General features: G+C 73.5%; 23 protein-coding genes. 13 read left to right on the top strand and 10 right to left on the bottom strand.

The window, feature by feature from the left end:
• Positions 1 to 262 precede the first annotated feature (262 nt).
• From kal to kamD, 3 genes are read right to left on the bottom strand one after another with little or no spacing between them, the layout of a single operon-like run.
• Entirely contained in the window at positions 263 to 682 is a 420-nt protein-coding gene (gene kal, locus FHU30_RS39545) for a 3-aminobutyryl-CoA ammonia lyase (RefSeq protein ID WP_253882842.1), read from the bottom strand.
• On the bottom strand, positions 679 to 1,533 hold the full coding sequence (kamE, locus tag FHU30_RS39550; protein WP_253882843.1) for a lysine 5,6-aminomutase subunit beta: 855 nt from the start codon (positions 1,531 to 1,533) through the stop codon (positions 679 to 681). The genes kal and kamE overlap by 4 nt, the downstream gene beginning before the upstream one ends.
• Positions 1,530 to 3,191: a lysine 5,6-aminomutase subunit alpha gene (gene kamD / locus FHU30_RS39555; RefSeq protein WP_253882844.1), complete on the bottom strand. Its 1,662-nt coding sequence runs from the start codon at positions 3,189 to 3,191 to the stop codon at positions 1,530 to 1,532. The genes kamE and kamD overlap by 4 nt, the downstream gene beginning before the upstream one ends.
• Positions 3,192 to 3,574: 383 nt before the next feature.
• On the opposite strand from kamD, the gene asnB reads away from it, so the two are divergent.
• From asnB to FHU30_RS39575, 4 genes are all read left to right on the top strand, one after another.
• A complete protein-coding gene (asnB, locus tag FHU30_RS39560) occupies positions 3,575 to 5,497 on the top strand; it encodes an asparagine synthase (glutamine-hydrolyzing) (RefSeq protein ID WP_253882845.1) in 1,923 nt (640 codons plus the stop codon).
• 172 nt (positions 5,498 to 5,669) lie between these two features.
• Complete coding sequence (locus FHU30_RS39565; RefSeq protein WP_253882846.1) at positions 5,670 to 6,443, top strand: bestrophin-like domain; 774 nt, start codon at positions 5,670 to 5,672, stop codon at positions 6,441 to 6,443.
• A gap of 1,202 nt (positions 6,444 to 7,645) precedes the next feature.
• Positions 7,646 to 7,804, top strand: a complete 159-nt coding sequence (locus FHU30_RS39570) for a hypothetical protein (protein ID WP_301324347.1) — start codon at positions 7,646 to 7,648, stop codon at positions 7,802 to 7,804.
• Between the two features lie 85 nt (positions 7,805 to 7,889).
• Positions 7,890 to 8,066, top strand: a complete 177-nt coding sequence (locus tag FHU30_RS39575; protein ID WP_253883027.1) for a hypothetical protein — start codon at positions 7,890 to 7,892, stop codon at positions 8,064 to 8,066.
• A gap of 440 nt (positions 8,067 to 8,506) precedes the next feature.
• Here FHU30_RS39575 and FHU30_RS47830 read toward each other — a convergent pair whose 3' ends face one another.
• Together FHU30_RS47830 and kdd are read right to left on the bottom strand one after the other, a co-directional pair.
• Positions 8,507 to 9,040, bottom strand: coding sequence for an NUDIX hydrolase (locus FHU30_RS47830; protein WP_372504044.1), 534 nt, complete (start codon positions 9,038 to 9,040; stop codon positions 8,507 to 8,509).
• Between the two features lie 22 nt (positions 9,041 to 9,062).
• Positions 9,063 to 10,154, bottom strand: coding sequence for an L-erythro-3,5-diaminohexanoate dehydrogenase (gene kdd / locus FHU30_RS39585; RefSeq protein ID WP_253882847.1), 1,092 nt, complete (start codon positions 10,152 to 10,154; stop codon positions 9,063 to 9,065).
• Between the two features lie 141 nt (positions 10,155 to 10,295).
• Between kdd and FHU30_RS39590 the strand changes: the two genes are divergently transcribed.
• A complete protein-coding gene (locus tag FHU30_RS39590) occupies positions 10,296 to 11,702 on the top strand; it encodes a KamA family radical SAM protein (RefSeq protein WP_253882848.1) in 1,407 nt (468 codons plus the stop codon).
• Between the two features lie 100 nt (positions 11,703 to 11,802).
• Here FHU30_RS39590 and FHU30_RS39595 read toward each other — a convergent pair whose 3' ends face one another.
• Together FHU30_RS39595 and FHU30_RS39600 are read right to left on the bottom strand one after the other, a co-directional pair.
• Positions 11,803 to 12,252, bottom strand: coding sequence for a nitroreductase family deazaflavin-dependent oxidoreductase (locus FHU30_RS39595; protein WP_253882849.1), 450 nt, complete (start codon positions 12,250 to 12,252; stop codon positions 11,803 to 11,805).
• Positions 12,252 to 12,518 (bottom strand): nuclear transport factor 2 family protein, encoded by a 267-nt coding sequence (locus FHU30_RS39600; RefSeq protein ID WP_253882850.1) that lies wholly within the window; start codon positions 12,516 to 12,518, stop codon positions 12,252 to 12,254. The genes FHU30_RS39595 and FHU30_RS39600 overlap by 1 nt, the downstream gene beginning before the upstream one ends.
• 148 nt (positions 12,519 to 12,666) lie before the next feature.
• On the opposite strand from FHU30_RS39600, the gene FHU30_RS39605 reads away from it, so the two are divergent.
• The 5 genes from FHU30_RS39605 (at position 12,667) to FHU30_RS39625 (ending at position 17,967) form a co-directional block, all read left to right on the top strand.
• Positions 12,667 to 13,266: a TetR/AcrR family transcriptional regulator gene (locus FHU30_RS39605; RefSeq protein WP_253882851.1), complete on the top strand. Its 600-nt coding sequence runs from the start codon at positions 12,667 to 12,669 to the stop codon at positions 13,264 to 13,266.
• 30 nt (positions 13,267 to 13,296) lie between these two features.
• Entirely contained in the window at positions 13,297 to 14,364 is a 1,068-nt protein-coding gene (locus tag FHU30_RS39610; protein WP_253882852.1) for a DUF3616 domain-containing protein, read from the top strand.
• Positions 14,365 to 14,609: 245 nt separating this feature from the next.
• Positions 14,610 to 15,068 (top strand): hypothetical protein, encoded by a 459-nt coding sequence (locus FHU30_RS39615; RefSeq protein WP_253882853.1) that lies wholly within the window; start codon positions 14,610 to 14,612, stop codon positions 15,066 to 15,068.
• Positions 15,069 to 15,347: 279 nt separating this feature from the next.
• Positions 15,348 to 16,610, top strand: a complete 1,263-nt coding sequence (locus FHU30_RS39620) for a family 8 glycosyl hydrolase (protein ID WP_253882854.1) — start codon at positions 15,348 to 15,350, stop codon at positions 16,608 to 16,610.
• Positions 16,611 to 16,716: 106 nt separating this feature from the next.
• Positions 16,717 to 17,967, top strand: coding sequence for an acyl-CoA dehydrogenase family protein (locus FHU30_RS39625; RefSeq protein WP_253882855.1), 1,251 nt, complete (start codon positions 16,717 to 16,719; stop codon positions 17,965 to 17,967).
• A 55-nt stretch (positions 17,968 to 18,022) separates the two neighbouring features.
• Here FHU30_RS39625 and FHU30_RS39630 read toward each other — a convergent pair whose 3' ends face one another.
• On the bottom strand, positions 18,023 to 18,907 hold the full coding sequence (locus FHU30_RS39630) for a LysR family transcriptional regulator (RefSeq protein ID WP_253882856.1): 885 nt from the start codon (positions 18,905 to 18,907) through the stop codon (positions 18,023 to 18,025).
• Between the two features lie 113 nt (positions 18,908 to 19,020).
• Here FHU30_RS39630 and FHU30_RS39635 point away from each other — a divergent pair, with 113 nt between their 5' ends.
• Positions 19,021 to 20,127: a nitrilase family protein gene (locus FHU30_RS39635; RefSeq protein ID WP_253882857.1), complete on the top strand. Its 1,107-nt coding sequence runs from the start codon at positions 19,021 to 19,023 to the stop codon at positions 20,125 to 20,127.
• 30 nt (positions 20,128 to 20,157) lie between these two features.
• Here the strand turns inward: FHU30_RS39635 and FHU30_RS39640 are convergent, their stop codons facing one another.
• The gene (locus FHU30_RS39640) at positions 20,158 to 20,595 is read right to left on the bottom strand and encodes a MarR family winged helix-turn-helix transcriptional regulator (RefSeq protein ID WP_253883021.1); all 438 of its coding nucleotides are present in this window, start codon (positions 20,593 to 20,595) and stop codon (positions 20,158 to 20,160) included.
• Between the two features lie 103 nt (positions 20,596 to 20,698).
• Complete coding sequence (locus FHU30_RS39645) at positions 20,699 to 21,334, bottom strand: DJ-1/PfpI family protein (RefSeq protein WP_253882858.1); 636 nt, start codon at positions 21,332 to 21,334, stop codon at positions 20,699 to 20,701.
• A 213-nt stretch (positions 21,335 to 21,547) separates the two neighbouring features.
• Between FHU30_RS39645 and FHU30_RS39650 the strand changes: the two genes are divergently transcribed.
• Both FHU30_RS39650 and FHU30_RS39655 read left to right on the top strand, forming a co-directional pair.
• Positions 21,548 to 22,846: an ROK family transcriptional regulator gene (locus FHU30_RS39650; protein ID WP_253882859.1), complete on the top strand. Its 1,299-nt coding sequence runs from the start codon at positions 21,548 to 21,550 to the stop codon at positions 22,844 to 22,846.
• Between the two features lie 187 nt (positions 22,847 to 23,033).
• On the top strand, positions 23,034 to 24,368 hold the full coding sequence (locus FHU30_RS39655; protein ID WP_253882860.1) for an ABC transporter substrate-binding protein: 1,335 nt from the start codon (positions 23,034 to 23,036) through the stop codon (positions 24,366 to 24,368).
• Position 24,369 lies beyond the last annotated feature (1 nt).

Here is a 24,369-nt window from a genome sequence, read left to right on the forward strand (position 1 = left end):
GGTGCCCGCGGCCCGCCGTGGCGCGGTGGCCGGTGCGCGCCGGGGCGGCCGATCGGTGAGTCCCGTGCTGGACTGGAGCAAAACTACCCAGTTCCGCGACCTTGTCAACCGCCTCCGGCGGGCCCGTCCGGCCGGTCGCGGGGCCGTGGCGGACACGTGCTGGTCACGCCCCGTTCAGTCCGCCGCCCGCCCCGCGCCCCGCCCGTCCTGGGCCCGTCCCAGGCTGGTCCCGGGACGGGTCGGAGCCCGTGCGGGGCGGCCGTCAGGGGACGACGACGGTGCCGGTGGCGGTGACGACGGTGATCGGTTCGGCGAGCACCTCGGCGGACGACTCGCCCTTGTCGGGGCGGCCTCGGCACACGACGCGGGCGGTGAGGTCCAGGGTGCGGCTGCGGCGGCCGACGCGGGTGACCACGGCGGTGGCCTCCACCACGTCCCCGGCGCGCAGCGGCGCGAGGAACCGCACGTCGGCGTACCCGGCGAACAGGCCCTCGTCGCCGTCGGTGCGGATGCACACCTCGGTGGCGACGTCGCCGAACAGGCCGAGCACGTACGCGCCGTCCACCAGGTTCCCGGCGTAGTGGGCGTGGGAGTAGGGGACGTAGCGGCGGTGGGTGACGGCAAGGCCCGTCCGCGGGTCGGCCGCCGCGTTGCTGTCGTCTGCGTTGCTGTCGTCGGTCACGGGGTCTCCTCGGAGCCGGAGGCCGCTCCGGCGGGCAGCAGGGCGTGGACGAGGTAGGAGGCGACCTCCGACGGGGTGGTGCCCTTGCCGAAGATGCGGTCCACGCCCAGGTCGGACGGGGTGACGGTGTCGAAGCGGGGGCCGCCGACCACCAGCAGCGGGCGGCCGATCCCGGCGGCGACGGCGGTGGGGTACTCGGCGTGGAAGGCCGCGGCCATCTGCTTGGTGTTGTGCAGGTGGGCGTTGCGCTGGGTGACGACCTGGGAGACCAGGACGGCGTCGGCGTCCTCGGCCTTGGCGCGCTCGACCAGCTCCTCGACGGTGACCTGGGCGCCCATGTTCACCACCTGGATCTCGCGGTAGTACTCCAGGCCCTTCTCCCCGGCGAAGCCCTTGACGTTGAGGATCGCGTCGATGCCGACGGTGTGGGCGTCGGTGCCGATGCAGGCGCCGACCACGACCAGGCGGCGGCCGAGCGCGCCGCGGATCGCCTGGTTGATCTCCGGCGCGGACAGCAGCGGGTACTCGCGTCCCTCGGGGACGGGGATGGAGGCGTAGTCGATGAGGTGGCCGGTGCGGCCGTAGACGATGAAGAAGGTGAAGTCGGGGCCCATCGGCTTGGCGTGCACGACGCTGGCGGGGTCCAGGCCCATCTTCCCGGCGAGCTGGAGCGCGGCGGCGTCGGCGCGGGGCCCGGCCGGGACGGGCAGGGTGAACGACATCTGGATGAGGCCGTCGCCGGTGGTGTCGCCGTAGGGGCGGATGACCTGCCGGGTGTCGGCGGGTTCGGCCGGGGCCTGGGTCCCGGCTCCGGTCGCGGTTCCGGTTCCGGTCAGCGGGTCGGCGGTCATGCGGGCACCTCCTGCGGGGCGGTCGCGGCGTGCGGGTCCTCGCTGTCGAGGATCTCGATGGCGGGGTTGACGTAGCCGTCGGCGCGCTCGACGACGCCGTCCAGGCCCTTGCCGCCGCCCGGGGGCCGGCGGGTGACGCCGAAGGTGCCCTCGGCGATCGCGGTGAGCAGCCCGTCCTTCTCGACCTTCTCCAGCAGGTCGATCGACTCCGACAGCACGCGGCGGGCGCGCTCGGCGACGAACCCGCCGGGGCGGGGCACGAAGTCCTCGGCGAGGCCGCCGCAGGCGTCGCGGACGTAGCGGACGTTCTCCAGCGCCAGGTCGCGGTCCGACAGCCAGGGGGTGTGGATGCCCTCGGTCATCATCCCGATCAGGATGATCGACTGGCCGGTCATCACGCCGGCGAGGTTGAAGAAGGCGTCCAGCAGGTAGCCGGCGAAGATGTTGCCGGTCATGTGCTTGGTCGGCGGCATGTACTTCAGCGGCGCGTCGGGGAACAGCTCGCGGACCAGCTGCGCGTGCGCCAGTTCCAGCCGGAACGACTCGGGGATCTTCGGGTTGATCTCGAAGGCGTGGCCGAGGCCGAGCTGGGCGTCGGACAGGCCCGCCTCGTGCCCGAACCGCTCGTTCAGCAGCTGCGACACGATGACGGTGTGCGCGGCGTCGACGGCGTCGGCGGTGGTGAGGTAGTTGTCCTCGCCGGTGTTGATGCAGATCCCGGCGCGGGCGTGGATCTGGCGGGAGAACCGCTGGTCGATGAAGGTGCGGCGGGGGTTGATGTCGCGGAAGATGATGCCGTACATGCAGTCGTTCAGCATCATGTCCAGGCGCTCCAGCCCGGCCAGCGTCGCGATCTCGGGCATGCACAGCCCGGAGGCGTAGTTGGTGAGCCGCACGTACCGGCCGAGCTCGCGCGACACGTCGTCCAGCGCGGCGCGCATCAGCCGGAAGTTCTCCTGGGTGGCGTAGGTGCCGGCGTAGCCCTCGCGGGTGGCGCCCTCGGGGACGAAGTCCAGCAGCGACTGCCCGGTGGAGCGGATCACCGCGACGACGTCGGCGCCCTCGCGGGCGGCGGCCTGCGCCTGGGGGATGTCCTCGTAGATGTCGCCGGTGGCGACGATGAGGTAGATCCACGGCTGGTCGGGGTCGCCGACGTCCTTCAGCATCCGGTCGCGTTCGGCGCGGCGCCGGTCGATGCGGGTGACGCCGCCGCGCGCGGCGCCGTGGGCGGCCTCGCGGGCGGTGCGGGCGTCGGCGCCGGTCGGGAGGCGGAACCGGACGCGTCCGGCGGCGGCGGCGCCGGCCAGCTCGGCCAGGGAGCCGTGGCCGCCGGTGTTCAGGGCGTCCCAGACCGGCAGCGCGACGCCGTGCTCCAGCCCGACCTGGGCCTGGACGGCGTCGACCAGGTGGTTGGCCCAGGGGCGGCCGTCGGCGTCGGCGCCCGACAGACCGGCCAGGCGCAGCAGGGCGCGCTCGACCGACACGGTGGTGTGGGTGCGGGCCATCCGGATGACCGGTTCGGCGGCGCGTGCGGCCAGGGCGCGGGCCTTGCGGACGACCTCGGGGTCGAGGTCGAGCTTGCCGCGGGCGGGCGCGCCGCCGGGGCCGTTCGGGGTGAGGGCGGCCGGGTTCGGGCCGGGCGTGTCCGGGCCGGTCACCGGGGTGCCCCCCTCGACGGGTCGGTCGGCTGGGCGGTCGGCCGGCGGCCGGGCCGTTGGGTGGGCATCGCCGTTCCCTTCCTCCGCCGCGCCCGCCCCGCGCCGGCTTCGGGCACGCGGACGGGCCGCGACGAACAATCGTCCTCATTGACGCGTTCTCTACGGAAGATCTTCCGGTATGCACCATGTCACGCGCAAGAACCTCTTTGCAGTCCCTCCGGAAACCGCGTTCCGGACACCTACCCACGCGCCGCGCCGCATGAAACAAGTTCGTCCGGCTAATCAATTGGGGGTGGCCCCGCCCCCACGGCCACGCCCCCGAACCGACGCGCGCGCCCCGCCGGGCGCGCGCGACCAGCGAGCGCACCGAGGAGAGCGAACGCATGTGCGGAATCACCGGATGGGTGGACTTCGACCGCGACCTGACCGCCGGCGCGGCGCACGCCGACACCGCCCGCACCGCGGCGGCGATGGTCGCCACCATGGCCTGCCGGGGCCCCGACGACCAGGGCGCCTGGACCGCCCCGCACGCCGTCCTCGGCCACCGGCGGCTCGCCGTCATCGACATCGAGGGCGGCCGCCAGCCCATGACCGCCGCGACCCCCGGCTCCCCCGCTCCCGGCGCTCCCGGCGCTCCTGGGGGCGACGGGCCCGGGAGTGACGGGCCGGCCGCCGTCCTCACCTACAGCGGCGAGGTCTACAACTTCACCGAGCTGCGCGCCGAACTGACCGCCCTGGGCCACACCTTCCGCACCCGCTCCGACACCGAGGTCGTCCTGCACGCCTACCTGCAATGGGGCGAGCACATGGCCGAACGCCTCAACGGCATGTACGCCCTGGCGGTCTGGGACACCCGCACCGAGGAGCTGCTGCTGGTCCGCGACCGGCTCGGCGTCAAGCCGCTGTACTGGCGGCGGCTGCCCGGCGGCCTGGCGTTCGGGTCCGAGCCCAAGGCGATCCTCGCCCACCCGGGCGCCGACGCCGTCCTGGACGCCGACGGACTGCGCGGCATCCTCGGCTTCTTCAAGGACGTCGGCCACTCCCCCTACCGCGGCATCGACGAGCTGCGCCCCGGGCACGTGCTGCGGATCGGCCGCTCCGGCGTGACCGTCCGCCGCTACTGGCGGCCGCCGTCCGCGCCGCACGCCGACGACCTGCCCACCACCATCGCCCGCGTCCGCGAGCTGCTGGAGGACATCGTCACCCGCCAGCTGGTGTCGGACGTCCCGCTGTGCACGCTGCTGTCGGGCGGGCTGGACTCCAGCATCGTCACCGCCCTGGCCGCCGCCCGCGGCCCCGTCCGGTCCTTCGCCGTCGACTTCACCGGCCAGGCCGAGACGTTCGTGCCCGACTTCATGCGCGACACCCCCGACACCCCGTTCGTGCACGAGCTCGCCGAGCACGCCAAGACCGAGCACGCCGACATCGTCGTGGACGCCGCCCGCCTCGCCGACCCCGACCTGCGCCGCACCGTCGTACGCGCCTTCGACGAACCCGCCGTCAACGGCGACATGAACACCTCCCTGTACCTGCTGTTCCGCGCGATCCGGGACGAGTCGACCGTCGCGCTGTCGGGCGAGTCGGCCGACGAGGTGTTCGGCGGCTACCTGTGGTTCCACGACCACGACTCCGTCCGCGCCGCCACCTTCCCCTGGGTCGCGATGGGCATGCGGCAGGCCACCCAGTTCGGCTCCGACCAGACCGGCCCCCTGGACCCCGCCCTGGTCGGCGGCCTGGACATGCCCGGCCACCTCGCCGAGCAGTACCGCCAGGCCGTCGCCGACGTCCCCGAGGTCCCCGGTGAGGACGAGCACGAACGCCGCATGCGCCGCGTCTGCCACCTGCACCTCACCCACTTCCTGCCGATGCTGCTGGACCGCAAGGACCGCGCCAGCATGGCCGTCGGCCTGGAGGTGCGGGTGCCGTTCTGCGACCACCGGCTCGTGGAGTACGTCTACGGCTCCCCGTGGGCGATGAAGAACCACGACGGCCGCGAGAAGAGCCTGCTGCGCGCCGCCGGACGCCACCTGCTGCCGCCCTCCATCGCCGCCCGCCGCAAGAGCCCCTACCCCGCCATCCAGGACCCCGCCTACGAGCTGGCCCTGCTCGACCAGGTCCGCGACCTGCTCGCCGACCCCAACGCGCCCGTCACCCCGCTGCTGGACCGCGCCGCCGTCAAGGAGATGACCGAACGGCCCCTGGACGGCACCGTCGGCACCGGCTTCGGCGGACGCCGCAGCGCCTTCGAACTCGTCCTCAGCCTGGACGTGTGGCTGCGCGACCAGAACGTCCGCCTCGCCCTCTGACCCGGGTCGCCCCGGCCGCCCGGGGCCCTGCCCTAACCCCCAGGTGACCTTGGGGTATCGCGCTAGGTTCCAGTCCGGTCACACTCACGCGCAAAGCCTGACCCAAACACCTTCCGTGAAAGTAAAATCACCAACCGTCACAATGGTGTTCGACCGGGAACGGAAGTGGGCCATGCCTGTCTACCTCCTCGCGGCGGCGTGCGCGATCGCCGTCGTGGTCATCGCGAGCCGCCTGCTGCGCCGCACCGGGCGCGGCTCCGACGACGCCTCCCCCGACGGCCCCACCAACAACCACGCCGGAGCGATGCTGTCGGCGCTGTTCCTGCTCGCGTTCGCCATCGCGATCGTCGTGCCCTGGACCAGCGCCGACGCCGCCCGCTCCAACACCTACACCGAGGCGCAGGCCCTGGTGGAGACCTACTGGTCCGCCGGACGCCTCGACCCCGCCGACGCCGCCCGCACCCGCACCGAACTCGCCGACTACGCCGCCTTCGTCCGCCGCACCGAGTGGCCGCTGATGCGCGACCACCGCACGCTCAGCCCCGACGGCTGGGCCCGCCTGGACCGGCTGCGCCGCGAGACCGCCGCCGTCCCGTTCAAGGACGGCGACGACTCCCAGGACGCCCGCACCGCCGTCCTGGACCACCTGTCGGAGATCTCCGCCGCCCGCCACCAGCGCGCCATGGACGCCCGCGCCCACGTCCCGCCCGGCCTGCTCGCCATCACCCTGCTCACCGGCCTCGTCGTGATCGTCCTGCCGCTGCTCGGCGGCGCCCGCCCGCGCGGCTTCGCGCTCGTCCCGCTGTGCATCATGGCCGCGCTGCTCGCCTTCGGGATGTACCTCGCGCTGGACATCTCGCACGTGTTCAGCGGCTCCCTCGCCGTCCACCCCGACGCGTTCAGCGCCGTCAGCGGCGAGTTCGCCCGCATCGCCCAGGGAGGCTGACCGATGCGCCGCGCGCTCGCCCTCCCGGCGCTGGTGCTCATCACCGCCGCCGCGAGCGGCATGACCCTCTCCCCACCCCTGCACGCCACCCCCGCCTCCGCCGAAACCCCCGACCCCCCGAACGCCCCCCGCCCACGCGCCCCCAAACCCCCACCCGCAATCTTCAAGCACACCACCCCGCAGCCCCACCTCCCCCGCCCCCTCCGGGCCCCCGTCCCGCGGATGCCCGCCCCGTCCCCTGCCCACGCCCCGCACGACGAGGCCGACCCGCAGGCGCCCGCCCCGAGCACCACCGGCAGCACGCAGACGCCCACCCCCCGCGCTGCACCTGACCCGCAGTCCCCCGCGCCGTACGGTGCCGAGCACCCGCGAACGCCCCCTCCGCGCGCGACCGGTGCCCCGCAGCCGACCACCCCGGGCGACGACAGCGGTCCGCGGGCGACCGCCCCACCGGCGCCCGCGCCGCGCGGCGCCGAGGACCGGCGGATCACCGCCGCGCGCGCTGCCGGTGATCCGCGGCTGACCGTCCCGGGCGACAACGCTGGCCCGCGCGTGGCCGTCCCGCGCGCTGCACCCAGCCCGCCGGCGCCCTCTCCGCGCGGCCCCGAGGGCCCGCGGACGCCCTCTCCGCGCGCTGCCGGTGATCCGCAGCCGACCGCCTCGGGCGACGACGGCGGTCCGCAGGTGGCGGTCCCGCGCGCTGCGGCCGGTCCGCCAGCGCCCGCGCCGCGTGGCGCGGAAGGTCCGCGGACGAGCGTCCCGGGCGCTGCCGGTGGTCCGCGGGTGGACATGCCGGGCGGCGCGCTGGGTGCGCCTTCGGCGGGCGGGTTGCTCACAGGGAATGATTCGTACTCGCTGCTTTTGCCGCAGCCGTCTGGGGCGTCCTCGCCTCGGCCGGATGCGGCGTCCGATGATCCGGCGCCGCCTTCGCCCCGGCCTCGGGCTCAGCCGGAGCCGCAGCCTCGGCCGCGCAAGGACGGAGCCGAAAGCCAGGCTGCGGCGAAGGCGAGCCCTCCGCTGCCGTCCGGGGCCGGGCTCGGGTCCGGTTCTGATCCTGGCTCGGGCTCGGCGGACGCTTCGGTGTCGGTCTCGGTGCTCGCTCCCGCGCCCACGCCGACGACGCCCGGGACGATCCTGAGCGTGTGCGTCCATGCCGATGTGATCGTGCATATCTGGGTGGGCGTCGGGATCTTCGGCCAGGCGTGCGGCTGTCCCCCGCCCCCACCTCCGCCGCCGCCTCCTCCCCCGCCGCCGCCACCCCCTCCGACCACACCGCCGCCCCCGCCTCCGCCACCACCCACGACACCGCCGCCTCCTCCCCCGACGACGCCGCCTGCGCCGCCGCCGGTCACGCCGCCTAATCCGCCGCCGCCCGCGGCTTCGCCTGCGCCGCATCCGCAGCCTGCCGCCGCACCGCCGGTGCAGCGCCCGGCGCCTCCGGCTGCCGTGCCGCACCCGTCCAAGCCCGCGCCGAAGCCACCGGCACGGCCCCGCATCCACGGACCGCACCACCCGATCGCGGTCATCCACCCCCAGCGCAAGGCGGGCTTCGGCGCACCGCTGGTCACCGTCGTCCTCGCCGTAGTGATCAGCGCCGGCGTCGCAACCCTCTTCGCGCACTGATCCCACCCGCGCGGGCACCTAGCCAAGTGGTCAGGTGCCCGCGCGGTGGCATGTCCGCGCGGTGGCATGTCCGCGCGGTGGCATGTCCGCGCGGTGGCATGTCCGCGCGGTGGCATGTCCGCGTGGGCCCGTGTCCGTGCGGGCCCGTGTCCGTGCGGGCCCGTGTCCGCGCGGGCCCATGTCCGCGCGGGCCCATGTCCGTGTGGAGGTAGGGCCGTGTGGAGGTAGGGCCGTGTGGAGGTAGGGCCGTGTGGAGGTAGGGCCGTGTGGAGGTAGGGCCGTGTGGAGGTAGGGCCGTGTGGAGGTAGGGCCGTGTGGAGGTAGGGCCGTGTGGAGGTAGGGCCGTGTGGAGGTAGGGCCGTGTGGAGGTAGGACCGCGCGGAGGTGGGGTGAGGTCGCCTGGTCGTGCTTGTGCGGGGAGTGGGCGGGTTGGTTGGGGGCTAGGGGGCTTGGAGGTGGCGGTGCAGGGCTAGCCAGGGGGCGGGGGCGCAGCGGTTGGTGAGTTCGGTGGGGTCTAGCCAGGCTGCGTCGGTGCATTCGCTGGACGGTGCTGGGCGTGTTGCTGGGCCCGGGGTGTCCAGGCGGGTGGTGTAGAAGGCCATGAACGTCCTCGGCGGGTAGCCGTAGCCGTCGGGCGGTGCGGCCTCCAGGGTGATCGCCTGTCCGCCGAACAGGCGCAGGTCACCGGCCGGGACGACCAGGCCGGTCTCCTCTGCCAGTTCACGCGCGGCCGCGTCCGCCGGGGCCTCGCCTGGCTCCACGTGTCCGCCGGGGACCTCCCAGCCGCGGCCCGACGGTCCACGCGGGTCAGCAGCGTCCGCCCGGCCGAGTCCAGCACCAGCGCGAACGCCGTGGTCACCACCCGTCCGCCGGACGGGAGGTCCGGCGTCAGCAGCACGTCCATCCGGTGCGCGACCGGAATCCACGGGACCGTCACCGTCTCCACCACCATGCCCGCCATGATCCCCCATCATGGCGGGCAGCCCGGGGCGGGGTTCAGATGCGGCCCTCGAACAGGGCGCGGACGCCCGGCTCCGAACGCAGCAGGTTCAGCGCCATCTCGGCGTGGCCCGGCACGTAGCCGTTGCCGATCAGCATCGTCACGTCCGCGGCCAGGCCCTCGGCGCCCAGCGCCGCCGCCGGGAACGAGGTGGCCATCGAGAAGAACACCACCGTCCCGCCCGCGGCGGTCGCCAGCACCGCGCCGTGCTCGCAGCCCGGCACGTCCACGCACACCACCGTCACGTCCACCGGCGCGCCGAGCGCCTCGGCGACCGCGACCGGGTCCCGCGCGTCGGCGCGCACCACGCGGTCCGCCAGCCCGGACGCCACCAGCCGCCGCTCCTCGTCCTCGGTCGGGACGAGCCCGACCGTCGCGGCCGCCCCCGCGCGTCGGGCCGCAGCCAGCGCCAGCGCCCCGCTCTTGCCCGCCGCGCCCAGCACCGCCACCGTCGGCGGCACCGGACGCGCGGCCACCACCCGGTGCGTCAGCGCGGGCGCGCCGCACACGTCCATCACCGCCAGCGCCAGCGGCACCGGCAGGTCGTCCGGCAGCACCGCCGCGATCGACCGCGCGAACAGGATCGCGTGCCCCTGCGCCGGGACCTGCTCGCTCAGCCCGTCCCAGCGGGCCAGCCCGTCGGTGATCTCCAGCGGGGTCAGCGTCAGCGACACCAGCGTCGCGACCCGGTCGCCCGGCTTCAGGCCCAGCGGCGACTCCGGCCCGACCTCCTCGACCGTGCCGACCAGCATCCCGCCCGACCCGGTCACCGGGTTGTGCATCTTGCCGCGCTCGCCGACGATCCGCAGCACCTCGGCCCGCACCGCCGCGCCGTCCCCGCCGTGCGCGGTGTGCAGCTGCCGGTAGGACGCGGCGTCCAGGTTCAGCCGCTCCACCGCGATCCGGACCTCGTCCGGCCCGATCGCCGCGGCGGCGTCCAGCCGGCGCGCCGCCTGCGGCAGCACCCCCGGCGGGTCCAGCACCCGGTGCAGCCCCACGGCCCTGCCGGCGGCGCCCCCGGACGCCCCGCCGGCGGGCCCTCCGGCCCCCGCCACCCCGGTCGTCGCACCGGTCCCGGCCTCCCGCACGCGCCACCTCCTACCCGTCCCCGGATGAGTCCCGCAAGATATCCGGGGTATCACTAGTTCATAAGGAAGTCTTCCCGTACGGCTTCACATATACAAGACTTTTAGCGATCACATCGCCATCGCGAGGAGAGAGGGTCAACGATGACCACCGCCCTGCGTCCCGACACCGCCGGCAACGCACCCGCCGGAACCGCCGGCCAGCCCTACGCCTACAAGCGCCGGCCGCTGGCGGAACCCGACTGGCGGCGGCTGCCCGGATGGCGCGACGTCACCACCGCCGAATGGGAGTCGGCCCAGTGGCAGCGCAGCCACTGCGTCAAGAACGTCCGCCAGCTCCGCGCCGTCATGGGCGACCTGCTCGCCGAGGACTTCTACACCGACCTCGAACGCGACCAGCGCGAACGCGCCACCATGTCCATGCTGCTCCCGCCGCAGATGCTCAACACCATGGACACCTCCTCCACCGAGGCGTTCTACGCCGACCCGGTGCGCCGCTACATGCTCCCGGTCTTCTCCGACCGCCGCACCGACTGGCCGTCCCACCCCTACGCCACCCGCGACTCCCTCCACGAGGCCGAGATGTGGGCCGTCGAGGGACTCACCCACCGCTACCCCACCAAGGTCCTCGCCGAACTGCTGTCCACCTGCCCGCAGTACTGCGGCCACTGCACCCGCATGGACCTGGTCGGCAACTCCACCCCCGTCGTCGACAAGCACCGCTTCACCATCAAGCCCCCGGACCGGCACGCCGCCATGCTCGACTACCTGCGCGCCACCCCCGGCGTCCGGGACGTCGTCGTGTCCGGCGGCGACGTCGCCAACCTCCCCTGGCCGCGCCTGGAGTCCTTCGTCGACGCCCTGCTGGACATCGACAACATCCGCGACATCCGGCTCGCCAGCAAAGCCCTCATGGGACTGCCCCAGCACTGGCTCCAGGACGAGGTCCGCGCCGGCATGGAACGCCTCGCCGGCAAGGCCAACAAGCGCGGCGTGCAGATCGCCATCCACACCCACGTCAACGCCGCCCGCTCGGTCACCCCGCTGGTCGCCCGCGCCGCCCGCGCCATGCTCGACACCGGCGTCCGCGACGTCCGCAACCAGGGCGTCCTGCTCGCCGGCGTCAACGACACCCCCGAAGCGCTGCTCGACCTGTCGTTCGCCCTGCTCGACGAGGCCGGGATCATGCCCTACTACCTGTACATGTGCGACATGATCCCCGGCTCGGAGCACTGGCGGCTGTCGGTCCGCCAGGCTCAGGACCTGCAGCACGCCATCATGGGCTACCTGCCCGGCTTCGCCACCCCGCGCATCGTCTGCGACGTCCCCTACGTCGGCAAGCGCTGGGTCCACCAGCTCGCCGAGTACGACACCGAGCGCGGCATCTCCTACTGGACCAAGAACTACCGCACCGGCATCGAACTCGCCGACCCCGAGGCCCTCAACCGCCGCTACGAGTACTACGACCCGATCCACACCCTCCCCGAGGCCGGCCAGGCCTGGTGGCGCAACCTGCCCGAGCCGAACGACGCGCCCCAGCCGCAGGCCTGACCCCCGAACCCCGGTCGTCCGCCCTTACGGGGGCGGGCGGACGACCGGACCCCTTCGCCGGCGACTGCGCCCGCCGCGCCCAGTCGTGGCCGTCGGGTGGTCAGCCCTCGGGGTCCGGCTCGACCAGGAACACCGGATGCCGGTCCGCCTCGGCCGCGAACGCCGCCGCGCCGTCGCCGGGCACCGCCGCGAACGCGTCCCGTACGAACGGCACCACACCGAACCGCCGCCGGTACGCCAGCAGCACCCCCGCCTTGCGCCCGCCGTCCACCTCCACCAGCCGGACGCGCCGCACCCGCCGACCCCGGACGATCTCCGCACGGCCGTCCGCCCGGACGTTGCGCACCCACTGCGTGTCCCCGAAGGGCGACACCAGCCACTCCCGGCCGTCCAGCCGCAGCAGCGCCACCGGCGCCGTCCGCGGCAGGCCACTGCGACGCCCCCGCGTCCGCAGCAACCGCAACGGCCCCATCGGCAGGCCCAGCGCCAGCATCCGCTGCGGAAACCGGCTCATCCGTACCAACCGCGACGGCAACCGCACCTCACCCATCACCGCTCCTCGCACCCCGCTACTCCCCCGAGCCCGCGCCTGCCCCCGACGAGGCCTTCGGGAACGGCGACACCGCAGTGGTGCACGCCGAGCAGCGGCAGCGTGCGACCGCGCGCAGGCCCGATGCCGAGGAAGTCCTCGGCGAGCAGCTCGCCGCAGGCGTCCACGTCGCCCCGCAGCTCGACCTCGGCCCAGCGCCGGACCAGGTCGAGGATCTCCTGCCGGTTCTCGTCCCCCTGGCGGCCCATGTCGTCACGTCCTTCCATAGCCGGAGAATCTTTCTCCACTTCACCCTGCCACGCACCCCGGCGACCCGCAAGGGAACCGGGGAGATTTTCCCCGCTTAGGTGCTAGAGTGCCGACCGGACCGGACGACGGAAGGGCCGGCCGAAGAGCCGGAAGGGGACGCCGCCCATGCGCGCCGACGCACGACGCAACCTGGAACGGATCCTGCTCGCCGCGCGCGAACTGGTCATCGAGCGCGGCCCCGCCGTCCCACTGGACGACATCGCCCGCAAGGCAGGCGTCGGCAGCGGCACCCTGTACCGCCGCTTCCCCGACCGCGCCACCCTCCTGCACGCGGTCGCCGCCGACGCCCTGACCCGCACCGTCCACGCCGCGCGCACGGCCACCGACCAGGAGAGCGACCCCTTCGAGGCGCTCGCCCGCTACATGCGCGAAGCGCTCGACCAGCGCGTCTCGGCCGTCCTGCCCGCCCTGCTCGGCACGGTCGACCTCGAAAATGACCCCGACCTCGCCCCTCTCCGCGAGGAGGCCGTCCGCCTGCTCCAGGACCTGATCGACCGCGCCCACGCGGCGGGCACGCTCCCCCCGGACGTCACTTTCGACGACATCGGCATGATGCTCGTCCGGTTCGCCCGCCCCCTCCCCGGCCCGATGCCGGACGAGACCAAGCATGAGCTGGCGCGACGGCATTTGGAGCTGTTCGTGCGGGGACTTCGGATGCCGGTGGACGGCGACACCACCGACGGCCTTTACAAAGTAGATCAATAGCTGCGGCCGCCGTTGTGGCAGCATCGACGCATGCAGTCGCAGCGCCACGTCGCCCTCCACTTCTCGCAGGCGAGCCGCGAGGCCGCCACGCACACCAACCTGTCGGCCGTCCGCCGCGACGGCCCCTGCCTGTGGGTCGCCGGCGACGAGACCGCGACGGTCGAGCGCCTCACCGCCTCCCCCGGCGACGACGGCCGGATCGCCGAGTACGGCGCCCAGCGCTCGGTGCGCCTCGCCGACCTGGTGGACCTGCCCGCCGGACCGGACGAGGAGGCCGACATCGAGGGCCTCGCCCGCGCGGACGGCTGGCTGTGGGCGATCGGCTCGCACAGCCTCAAGCGCAAGAAGCCCAAGCCCGGCCAGTCCCCCGACAAGGCGCTCAAGCGGCTGGCGACCGTCGTCCGCGAGGAGAACCGCTACATCCTCGCGCGGCTGCCCGTGGTGACCGGCGCGGACGGCCTGCCCGAGGTCGTCGCGAAGGACGGCGAGCGCACCGCGGCCGTCCTCGGCGGACGCGGCGACTCCCTCGCCGACCTGCTCGCCGCCGACCCGCACCTCGCGCCGTTCCTGACCATCCCCAGCAAGGACAACGGCCTGGACATCGAGGGCATCGCCGTCGTGGACGACCGCGTCCTCGTCGGGCTGCGCGGCCCGGTGCTGCGCGGCTGGGCCGTCCTGGTCGAGATCTCCCCCGAGCCGCACCCGCGCGACCCGCGCCGGCTGCGCGCCCGCGCCCTGGACGGCGGCGACGGCCCGCGCTACCGCACCCACTTCCTGGACCTCGGCGGGCTCGGCATCCGGGACCTGTGCCCGCACGGCGACGACCTGCTGATCCTCACCGGCCCCAGCATGGACCTGGACGGCCCGGTCCGGCTCGTCCGCTGGCCCGGCGCCCGGCACGGCCGCCCGTCCGGGCTGGTGACCGCCGACGAGCTGCACCCGCTCGGCGACCTGCCCTACGGCGACGGCGACGACCACGCCGAAGGCATCGCCGTCCTGTCGGACACCGAGCTGCTGGTCGTCTACGACAGCCCGTCCCCCGAGCGCCTCACCCCCGACGGCGCCGTCCTAGCCGACGTCGTCCCCCTCCCCTCCTGAAACACCCCCAACTCCCTCCCCCGAAGCCGACCCAGCCTGCAAGTGAACCGGGGACGCTGCCGTCGGGTTCGTCCCGCGCCTCGCCACATCCCGCCAGATCCCGCCGGGCGCGGTCTCTGCGCAGGTCATCGGGTGTGCCGTCCCAGTGGTTCCCGCGTTTGCCCGAGGCTCTGGCCCCGGTCGCGGTCGGGGTTCCAAGCTCTGTCCCAGCGGCGCGTCCGCGTCGCCGAACAGGAGGACACGGCATGCGCAAAGTCTGGAAGGCCGGAACCGTGGGGCTGGCGGGCACGGCAGCCGCGCTCACGCTGGGCGCGGCGCCCGCCCCGGCCCACGCGGCCACCCGCGCGGCGGTCCCGGCCGTGAAGGCCGCTCCGTCGCCGACCGTCCACGCCCAGGGCCGCTGGCACACCTGGCCCGGCGGGCACGACTCCCACTCCCCGATCAAGAACTGGAAGACCCGCAGCTACTACCGGTACCGGGGCGTCCGGGTCATCCAGGTCAACGCCCGTTGCTGGGGCAACGACTCGACGATGCACGTCTTCCTCATGTACGGCAGGAACAAGGTCGCCAAGAGCGGCCGGTGGGCCTGCGACGGCCGGTACCGCACCGTCCGCATCCACAACGCCGGCGCCTCGCACTACCACGCCTACTTCGCACTCGACCGCAAGCACACCATCGAATACTGGATGCAGTACTACCAGTAGACCCGTCCCAGCCACTGCTTGAGGGCCTTGGGACCTGCCGGTGCAACCGGTCAGGTCCCAAGGCCCTCAGCCTTTACAAAGTAGATCTCTTTCCGGGGCCGTGATCTCGCGGGTGTTGGGCGAGGTGAGAGTGGGGGTGTGGGGACGGTGTGTGAATTGGGTCTTGACGGACCGTGACGGCGGTGATTGCCTGCCAGGCGTTAGGAAACCTTCCTAACTTTCCGGTGTGGCGAGCGAGAGGTGACGCGCGTGCTTCGGCGAATCGGACACGGAAGCGGAGTGGGACGCGGAGCGGTTACGGGAGCGGCGGTCTGCGCGGCGGTCGCGGGGCTGGCGGGATGCGGCGGGCAGGCGTCCGCCGCTCGTCCGGTCTCGGCGAACGAGCAGGGCGGTGCCGCGCGGCCGTTCGGGGCGCACGCCTTCAGGTACGCCGCCGGGACGATCCGTCCGAGCGGATCGCAGGCGGCGATCGACAAGGCCGTGGTCGCGGTCTACCAGAAGTGGAAGAAGAGCTTCCTGCAGAGCAAGTGCGGCAACGGCTGGTACCAGGTGTACTCCCCCGACGCCGACCACCCCTACGTCGCCGAGGCGCAGGGCTACGGCATGGTGGTCACCGCGCTGATGGCCGGCGCGGACACCGACGCCAGGAAGATCTTCGACGGGCTCGTGAAGTACATGCTGGCGCACCCGTCGGTGAACAACCGCGACCTGCTGGCCGCCGAGCAGAACGCCGGCTGCAAGAGCGTGGACGGCTCCGACTCGGCGACCGACGGCGACATGGACGTCGCCTACGGCCTGCTGCTCGCCGACAAGCAGTGGGGCAGCTCGGGCACCTACGACTACAAGCAGCTCGCCGTGAAGCACATCAACGCCATCAAGAAGAGCGAGACCAACCCGACCTCGCACCTGCTGCTGCTCGGCGACTGGAGCGACTCGGGCGAATCGCACTACTGGATGAGCCGGTCGTCGGACTGGATGGTCGACCACTTCCGGGCCTTCCGGAAGGCGACCGGCGACGCGTCCTGGGACACGATCCGGTCCGCCCACCAGAAGGTCATCACCGACCTGCAGGACAAGTACGCCAGCAAGACCGGACTGCTGCCCGACTTCGTCGTCAACACCAAGACCGCGGCCAAGCCCGCCAGCGGGCAGGTGCTGGAGGACCCGCACGACGGCGACTACAACTGGAACGCCTGCCGCGACCCGTGGCGCATCGGCACCGACGCGCTGACCAGCGGGGACGCCGCGTCCCTGGCGTCGGCGCGGAAGCTGAACACCTGGATCAAGTCCGCGACCGGCGGCGACCCCGGCAAGATCTACACCGGCTACAAGCTGTCCGGGACGCCGTTCGACAAGGGCAGCGACATGGCGTTCACCGCGCCGTTCGCGGTCACCGCGGCCACCGACCCCGGCTCGAAGGCCTGGCTGGACGCGCTGTGGGGCGAGCTCACCGCGACGCCGGTCGACCCGAAGCTGTACTACGGCGCGAGCGTGCAGCTCCAGTCGATGATCGTGGTCTCCGGCAACTACTGGACGCCCTGACCGCCGCCCCGGACCCGGACCCGGACCCGGACCACAATAAGCGCTTACTTTTCCCGTCTGCCAGGATGGGCAGGGACGAACCGGTCCGACGAAGGCGGGACGAAGCATGATCGATTGGTCCGACGAGGACGTGATGATCCGCGACGCGGTGCGGAGCTGGGTCGAGGAGAAGGTCCGTCCCCACATGGACGCGCTGGACGCCGGGGACCTGCCCCCCTACGACCTGATCAGGGACCTGTTCCGGACGTTCGGCATGGACGAGATGGCGCGCTCCTCCTTCCGCAAGCGCCTGGAGAGGGAGGAGCGCGCCGCCGCGAACGGCGCGGCGGGCGACGACGGCTCCGAACCGGACCTGGCGTCCGAGGTCAGCGGCGGGGGCGGCAACGCGTCGCTGAGCATCCTGCCGATCGTCGAGCTGTGCAAGGTGTCGCCGGGCCTGGTCACCGCGATGGGCGTCAGCCTCGGCCTGGCCGCCGGGACGGTCATGAAGCGCGGCAGCGCCGAGCAGAAGCGGCGCTGGGGCCTGGACCTGCTGACCATGGACAAGGTCGGCGCGTGGGCGATCACCGAGCCGAACTCCGGGTCCGACGCGTTCGGCGGGATGCAGGCCACCGCGCGCCGCGACGGCGACGAGTACGTCATCAACGGGTCCAAGACGTTCATCACCAACGGCCCCTACGCCGACACGATCGTCTTCTACTGCAAGCTCGACGACGGCCGCGACCCGCGCGACCGGGAGATCCTCACCTTCGTCCTGGACCGGGGCATGCCGGGGCTGGAGCAGAGCAAGCCGCTGCGCAAGATGGGCCTGCACTCCTCCCCCACCGGCGAGCTGTTCCTGAACGACGTCCGCGCGGGCGCCGACCGGCTGCTCACCGGCGGCGGGACGGGCGCGCAGAGCGGCAAGGAGTCGGCGCGGCAGAACTTCGTCACCGAGCGGGCGGGCGTCGCCGCGATGGCGCTCGGCGTCATCGAGGAGTGCCTGCGGCTGTCGGTCGACTACGCCAGGAAGCGCGAGCTGTGGGGCAAGCCGATCGGGGACTTCCAGCTGATCCAGCTGAAGCTGGCCAAGATGGAGGTCGCGCGGCTGAACGTGCAGAACCTGGTGTTCCGGCACGTGGAGATGCAGCGCAAGGGCCGCACCCCGACGCTGGCCGAGGCGTCGGCGATGAAGCTGTACGCCGCGCAGGCCGCCGCCGAGGTCACCCAGGAGGCGGTGCAGCTGTTCGGCGGCAACGGCTACATGAGCGAGTACCGCGTCGAGCAGCTCGCCCGCGACGCCAAGTCCTTCCAGATCTACGCCGGCACCGACGAGATCCAGGTGACGCACATCGCCCGGGACCTCCTCTCCCGCTGACCCCGGCGCGCGCCGAGCCGTCCCGGACGGCTCGGCGCACGCGCAAGCCGGGCGTTCAGGTCAGCGGGGACGGGTGGAGCTCGCGGACGACGTCGAGGAAGTTCGCGGTCAGCGGCCGCAGCCGTCCGGGATGCCAGACCGCGCCGATCCGCCACTCGGCCGCCAGGTGCGCGACCGGGACGAGGGTGACCGCGGGCGGCGCGATGTCGGCCGCGCTCGCCGGCACGAACGCGACACCCGCCCCTGCCGCCACCAGCGCGAGGACGGTCTGCAGGTCGCGGCTCTCCTGCGCCGGTGAGGGGTCCAGACCGAGCGCCGCGCACAGCCGCGTGATCTGCTGGAACAGCCCCGGCCCGCGGGACCGGACGAGCCGGATCAGGCCGCGGTGGGCAATCCAGTCGGCCAGGTGGCGCGGGTCGTCCGGCGGGGTCTCTCCGGTGCAGGCGACCGCGAGCCGGTCGGTGTGCAGGATGTGCCGGCCCCAGCGCGCCTCCACCGGCATCCGGACGAACCCGACGTCCAGCTCGCCGCGTTCGAGCCGGTCGAGCTGCCCCTGCGACGGCAGGTCGTCCAGCGTGACGTTCACATCGGGGTGGCGGCGGCGGAAGGCGGCCACCGCGCGCGGCGCGAACTGCAGGCTGGACAGCCCGAACCCGAGGGTGAGCAGGCCGGTGTGCCCGGCGGCCAGGCGCGCCATCCGCAGCTCCAGCGCCTCGGCGCGCTCGACCAGCTCCTGCGCCTCGGGCAGCAGCGCGGCGCCGAGGTCGGTGAGGGTGGCGCCGTGCCGGCCGCGGTCGAACAGCCGTCCGCCCAGGCGCCGCTCCAGCGTCTGGATCTGCTTGGTGAGGGTCGGCTGGGTCAGGACCAGCGCGTGCGCGGCCTGCCCGTAGTGGCGGTACTCGGCGACCGCAAGGAACGCTCGCAGCAACCCAAGTTCCATTCCCTAATCTTATCGTTCGTCCTCAAAGATTGATTGGACGCATGGAACTTGCCCCGGTTTCACTGGGTTTGCACGCGGCACCCGAGCGCGCCGACCAGCAGGGAGATGCACAGGTGAACCACATCCAGGGGCAGCAGCGACCGCAGCCGGAGCGGACGCAGGCGGAGCGGTCGCAGGCGGAACAGGCGCAGGCGGAACAGGCGCAGCAGGGAAGGACGCTGCGCTGCGCGAGCGTCCAGTTCGAGCCGCGTCCCGACGACAAGGCCTACAACCTGGCGGTCGTCGAGCGCTTCACGCGCCAGGCGGCCGCGGACGGCGCGCAGGTGGTGGTGTTCCCCGAGATGTGCCTGCTCGGGTACTGGCACCTGCGCAGGCACTCGGCCGAGGCGCTGCACGCGCTCGCCGAGCCGATCGACGGGCCGTCGGTGGCGACCGTCCGGGAGCTGGCGATCCAGCACGGGCTCGCGGTCGGCGTCGGGTTCCTGGAGTCGGACGGGCGCGGCGGGCTGTTCAACGGCTTCGCGGTCTGCCTGCCCGACGGACGCGTCCACCGGCACCGCAAGCTGCACGCCTTCGAGCACGAGGCGATCTCCAGCGGCGGCAGCTTCACCGTCTTCGACACGCCCTGGGACGTCCGGCTCGGCGTGCTGGTCTGCTGGGACAACAACCTGGTCGAGAACGTCCGCGCGACCGCGCTGCTCGGCGCGTCGGTGCTGCTGGCCCCGCACCAGACCGGCGGCACCGCCTCGCGCAGCCCGCACGGCATGCGCCCGGTCCCGGCCGAGCTGTGGCACGGGCGGCACCGCGACCCGGCGGCGGTCGAGGAGGCGTTCCGCGGGCCGGACGGCCGCGGCTGGCTGATGCGCTGGCTGCCCGCCCGCGCGCACGACAACGGCATGTTCGTGGTGTTCAGCAACGGCGTCGGCGTGGACGACGACGAGATCCGCACCGGCAACGCGATGATCCTGGACCCCTACGGCCGCGTCCTCGCCGAGACCTGGGCCGCCGCCGACACCATGGTCACCGCCGACCTCGACCTGGACCTGCTGCCGCTGTCGACCGGGCGGCGCTGGATCCAGGGGCGCCGCCCGGAGCTGTACGGAATCCTCACCACCCGGTTCGGCGACGAGCGCGACCCGCGCACCGCGCGCTTCGCCACCGGCCCGGTCCCGCTCGTCCGCGCCCCCGGAACCGGGCTGGACCAGCCGTCCGCGAGGTGACTTCCGGGGCCCGGGCGTCCGCTGGCTGCGTCAGGCTTCGGGACGGTCCTGTTCGAGGTCGTGCATCGCGGCCGACAGTTCGGTGAGGGCGTCGAGGACCTCGGCGAGGCGGGCGAGGCCGAGCCGTGCGGAGAGGGCGTCGGCGAGGGCCCGGTGGGCGGGGTTGATCCGCGCCACCGCCGTCCGTCCCGCCTCGGTGGGGACGAGCAGCTTGGCGCGGGCGTGCGCGGGGTTGGGCCGGTACTCGGCCAGGCCCTCGCCGACCAGCAGGTCGGCGATCCGCTGCACGCTCTGCCGGGTGATGCCCATCGCGCGCGCGATCCCGGCGACCGGCAGCGGCTCGTACAGCACCGCGCCGAGCACCTGCCACCACGCCGCCGTCAGCCCTGCCGGACGCGCCATCCTCTCGGCCACGTCCAGGAACTGGCCGTTCAGCCGGAAGACCGCCAGCGCCGTGCCCGACAGCAGCGCGCCGCTGTCGGCGCCCTGCGCCTCACCGGCCCCGACCGGCCGGCCGTAGCCGGAGCCAGCCGTCCGGCCGTTGCCGTCGCCGGCCGGACGGGTGTCGCCGTCAGCGGCCGGCACCGGAGGCCGCCATGAGGACGGGGAAGGCCGACGGGTCGGAATGCTGGAACAGCCGGAACCAGGCGTCCAGCACCTCGGGGGTGTAGAGGCCGAGCTCGGCGAAGATCTCGCGGGCGAGCCCGGTCTGGGCGGTCGTCCCGGCGGTGATGACGCCGCCGCCGTTGACCGCGTCGGCCTCGACGTAGCGGTCGCCGCCCTTGTAGCCGGACGCGGCGAGGTACTCGGCGGCGCTGCTGGTGTGGTCGCGGTCATCCAGCAGCCCGGCGGCGGCCAGGCCGAACGTCGCGCCGCAGATCGCCGCGACCGGCACCCCGGCCTCGACGAACCGGCGCGCGGCCTCGGTGAACTCGCTGTTGCCGCCCGCGTCCCAGGTCGCGGCGCCCGGCAGGATCAGCATGGCCGAGTCGGCCGGGTCCAGCTCGTCCAGGGCGATGTCGGGCAGCACGCGCAGGCCGCCCATCGTCGTGACCGGCTCGCGCGTCGCGCCGACCGCCACCACCGCGAACTCGTTCGGCTCCGCGCGGAAGCTCCCGTTGGCGATGTGCGCGATCGCGTGCCCCACCTCCCAGTCGGCGAGCGTGTCGTAGACGGCCACATGCACGTTCTTCGTTCCGTTGCTCATGACAGTATTCTGTCATATTGACAGCATGTTGTCGATATCTCGGGCGCGCAGCGGGCTCCGGCGGGGCTTTCGCCTGCCTCCGGCGGGGCCTCGGGAGGGACGCCGTCCGAAGTCGGGCACACGAAATCGGCGCCAGGGGGTTGACGCGTTCGGTAGGAGTCCTTACTTTCGTGGCCACGTTAGGAAAGTTTCCTAACTCAGAGAGGGTCCGGGATGACCGTGCCGTCCGACGCGCCCACGCCCCCGCATGCGCCCGCCGCGCCCGCGTCCGCATCCGCGTCTGCGCCGGCGCCCACGCCGGGGACGCCCAGCCTGCTCCGCGCCATCAACGACCGCGCGGCGCTGGAGGCGCTGCTGGCGCACGGGACGCTGACCCGGCCCGAGCTGTCCCGGCTGACCGGGCTGTCCAAGCCGACCGCGTCGCAGCTGCTCGCCCGGCTGGAGGAGTCCGGCCTGGTCATGCGGGACGGGGTGCGCGAGGGGACGCCCGGCCGCACCGCCGAGCTGTACCGGATCGTCCCGTCGGCGGCGCACGTGGTCGGCCTGGACGTCACGCCGCGAAGGATCGTCGCGGCGGTCGCCGACCTCACCGGCGCGGTCGTCGGGGAGCACGTGCTGGCGACGCCGGGCCGCGCGAACGTCGATCCCGCCGCCCGCGCGGCCGCCGCCGTGGACGGCGCGGCCGAGGCGGCGGGCCTGACCCGCGACCGGCTCAACCGGGTCGTCGTCGGCATCCCCGGCGCGGTGAACCCCGCGACCGGACGCGTCGGGTACGCCGCGCACCTGCCCGGCTGGCACGTCCCGGGGATCACCGGGCACCTGGCCGCCGGGCTCGACCTCCCGGTGGAGGTCGAGAACGACGTGAACCTCGGCGCGCTCGCCGAGATGGCGTCCGGGCAGGCCGCCGGGGTCCGCGACTTCGCGCTGCTTTGGGTCGGCGACGGCGTCGGCATGGCCGTGGTGCTGGACGGCCGCCCGCACCGCGGCGCGACCGGCGGCGCGGGCGAGATCGGCTACATGCCCGCCGTGGGGGCGCCGCTGGTGCGCGGCGCGCGGCTGGCCCACACCGGCGGCGTCCAGACCCGGATCGGCAGCGCGGCCGTGCTGGCGCTGCTGCGGCACCACGGCTTCCACGGACGCGACATGCGCACCGCCCTCACCCGCGCCGTCCGGGCCCTGGACCCGGCGTCCCCGTCCCCGGCGGCCTGGGAGGCCGCGCAGCGCGCCGCGGAGGCGCTCGGGGAGCTGGCCGAGCGGCTGGCGGCGACGCTGGCGAACGTGGTCGGCATCCTCGACCCCGAGCTGATCGTGCTGACCGGCGAGGTGTCGCGCGCGGGCGGCGAGGCGCTGCGGGGGCTGGTCGAACGGGAGCTGCACAGCCTGACCATCCCGCGTCCGCCGGTGCGCCTGAGCGCGGTGGCGGGCAACGTCGTCCTGGCCGGCGCGCTGGACCAGGCGCTGCGCGGCTGCCGGGAGGAGGTGTTCTTCCGCACCCGGCCCGCGGCCGGCTGACCACCCGGCCCGTGGCCGCCCGACCAACCGGCCCGCGGCCTCCTGACGAACCGGCCCGCGGCCGGCTGACCCCCTCCCCGACCGCGCACCCCGCCCCCGGCAACCCCGACAGCGGGCCACGCGGCCCGGCCCACTCCTCACCACCCCCCGACGGCCGTCCGGCCGTCCTCCCCGAAGGAGACCAGGAGTGTTCCTCACCCCCCGGCGCGCCCGGCGCCTGTCCGCGGCGGCACTCGCCGCGACCGGGCTGCTCGCCTCCGCCTGCACCGCCGGAAGCTCCGGCGGTTCCGACTCCGGCCCCAAGGCCGACGCCAAGCAGACCATCGAGGTCTGGCACGGCTGGTCGGCCGACCACGAGGTGAAGGCGTTCGACGACGCCGTCGCCGGGTTCCGCAAGCTGCACCCGAACATCACCGTCAAGCTGGTCAAGGACCAGACCGACGACCGCATCACCAACGCCATCCGCGGCGGGAACCCGCCGGACGTGGTGTCCTCGTTCTCCACCGACTCGGTCGGCTCCTGGTGCAACTCCGGCGCCTGGCAGGACCTCACGCCCTACCTCACCAAGTCGAAGATCGACCTGAACATGTTCCCGCCGGCCGTCCGGCAGTACACCCAGTACAAGGGGCGGCGCTGCGCGATGCCGCTGCTCGCCGACGCCTACGGCCTGTACTACAACAAGGCGCTGATGAAGGGCAACCAGCCGCCGAAGACGATCGGCGAGCTGACCGCGCTGGCGAAGAAGCTGACCGTCCGCAACCCGGACGGGACGATCAAGGTCGCCGGGTTCATGCCGTCCGCGCAGTACTACGAGCACCAGGTGCAGCACCTGGCGACCGACTTCGGCGCCAAGTGGCTCACCCCCGACGGCAAGAGCAACCTCGCCGCCGACCCGGCCGTCAAGGCCTACCTGCAGTGGAACAAGAGCCTGATCGACTGGTACGGCTACGAGAACGTCAAGAAGTTCCTGAAGTCGGTCGGCCAGGAGTTCGAGGCGTCCAACCCCTTCGAGCAGGGCCGGGTCGCCATGGCGGTGGACGGCGAGTGGCGCACCAAGTTCCTTCAGGACGAGGCGCCCAAGGTCGACTACGGCACCGCGCCCGCGCCCGTCCCCGACGACCAGACCGCCCGCTACGGCGGCGGGTTCGTCACCGGCACCGTCATCGGCGTCCCGCGCGGGGCCAAGCACCCGCAGGCCGCCTGGGAGTTCGTGAAGTACCTGACCACCGACACCCACGCGCTGGTCACCTTCGCCAACGGCCTCGGCAACGTGCCGAGCACGCTGCCCGCGCTCGCCTCCCCCGAGCTGAAGATGCCGCCGCAGTTCCAGACGTTCCTGGACGTGTTCAAGAGCCCCAACAGCGCCACCACGCCCCCGACGCCGAACGGCAACGACTACGTGGTGAAGTTCCAGACGTTCGTCCAGGACCAGTGGGAGCCCGGACGCGTCGCCAACGTCGATGCCGCGCTGAAGGACCTGGACGCCAAGGTCGACCAGGCGATCAAGCTGAACGGCGGCTGAG

This window comes from Actinomadura rupiterrae, from assembly GCF_024172125.1.
GTDB classification, from domain to species: domain Bacteria; phylum Actinomycetota; class Actinomycetes; order Streptosporangiales; family Streptosporangiaceae; genus Spirillospora; species Spirillospora rupiterrae.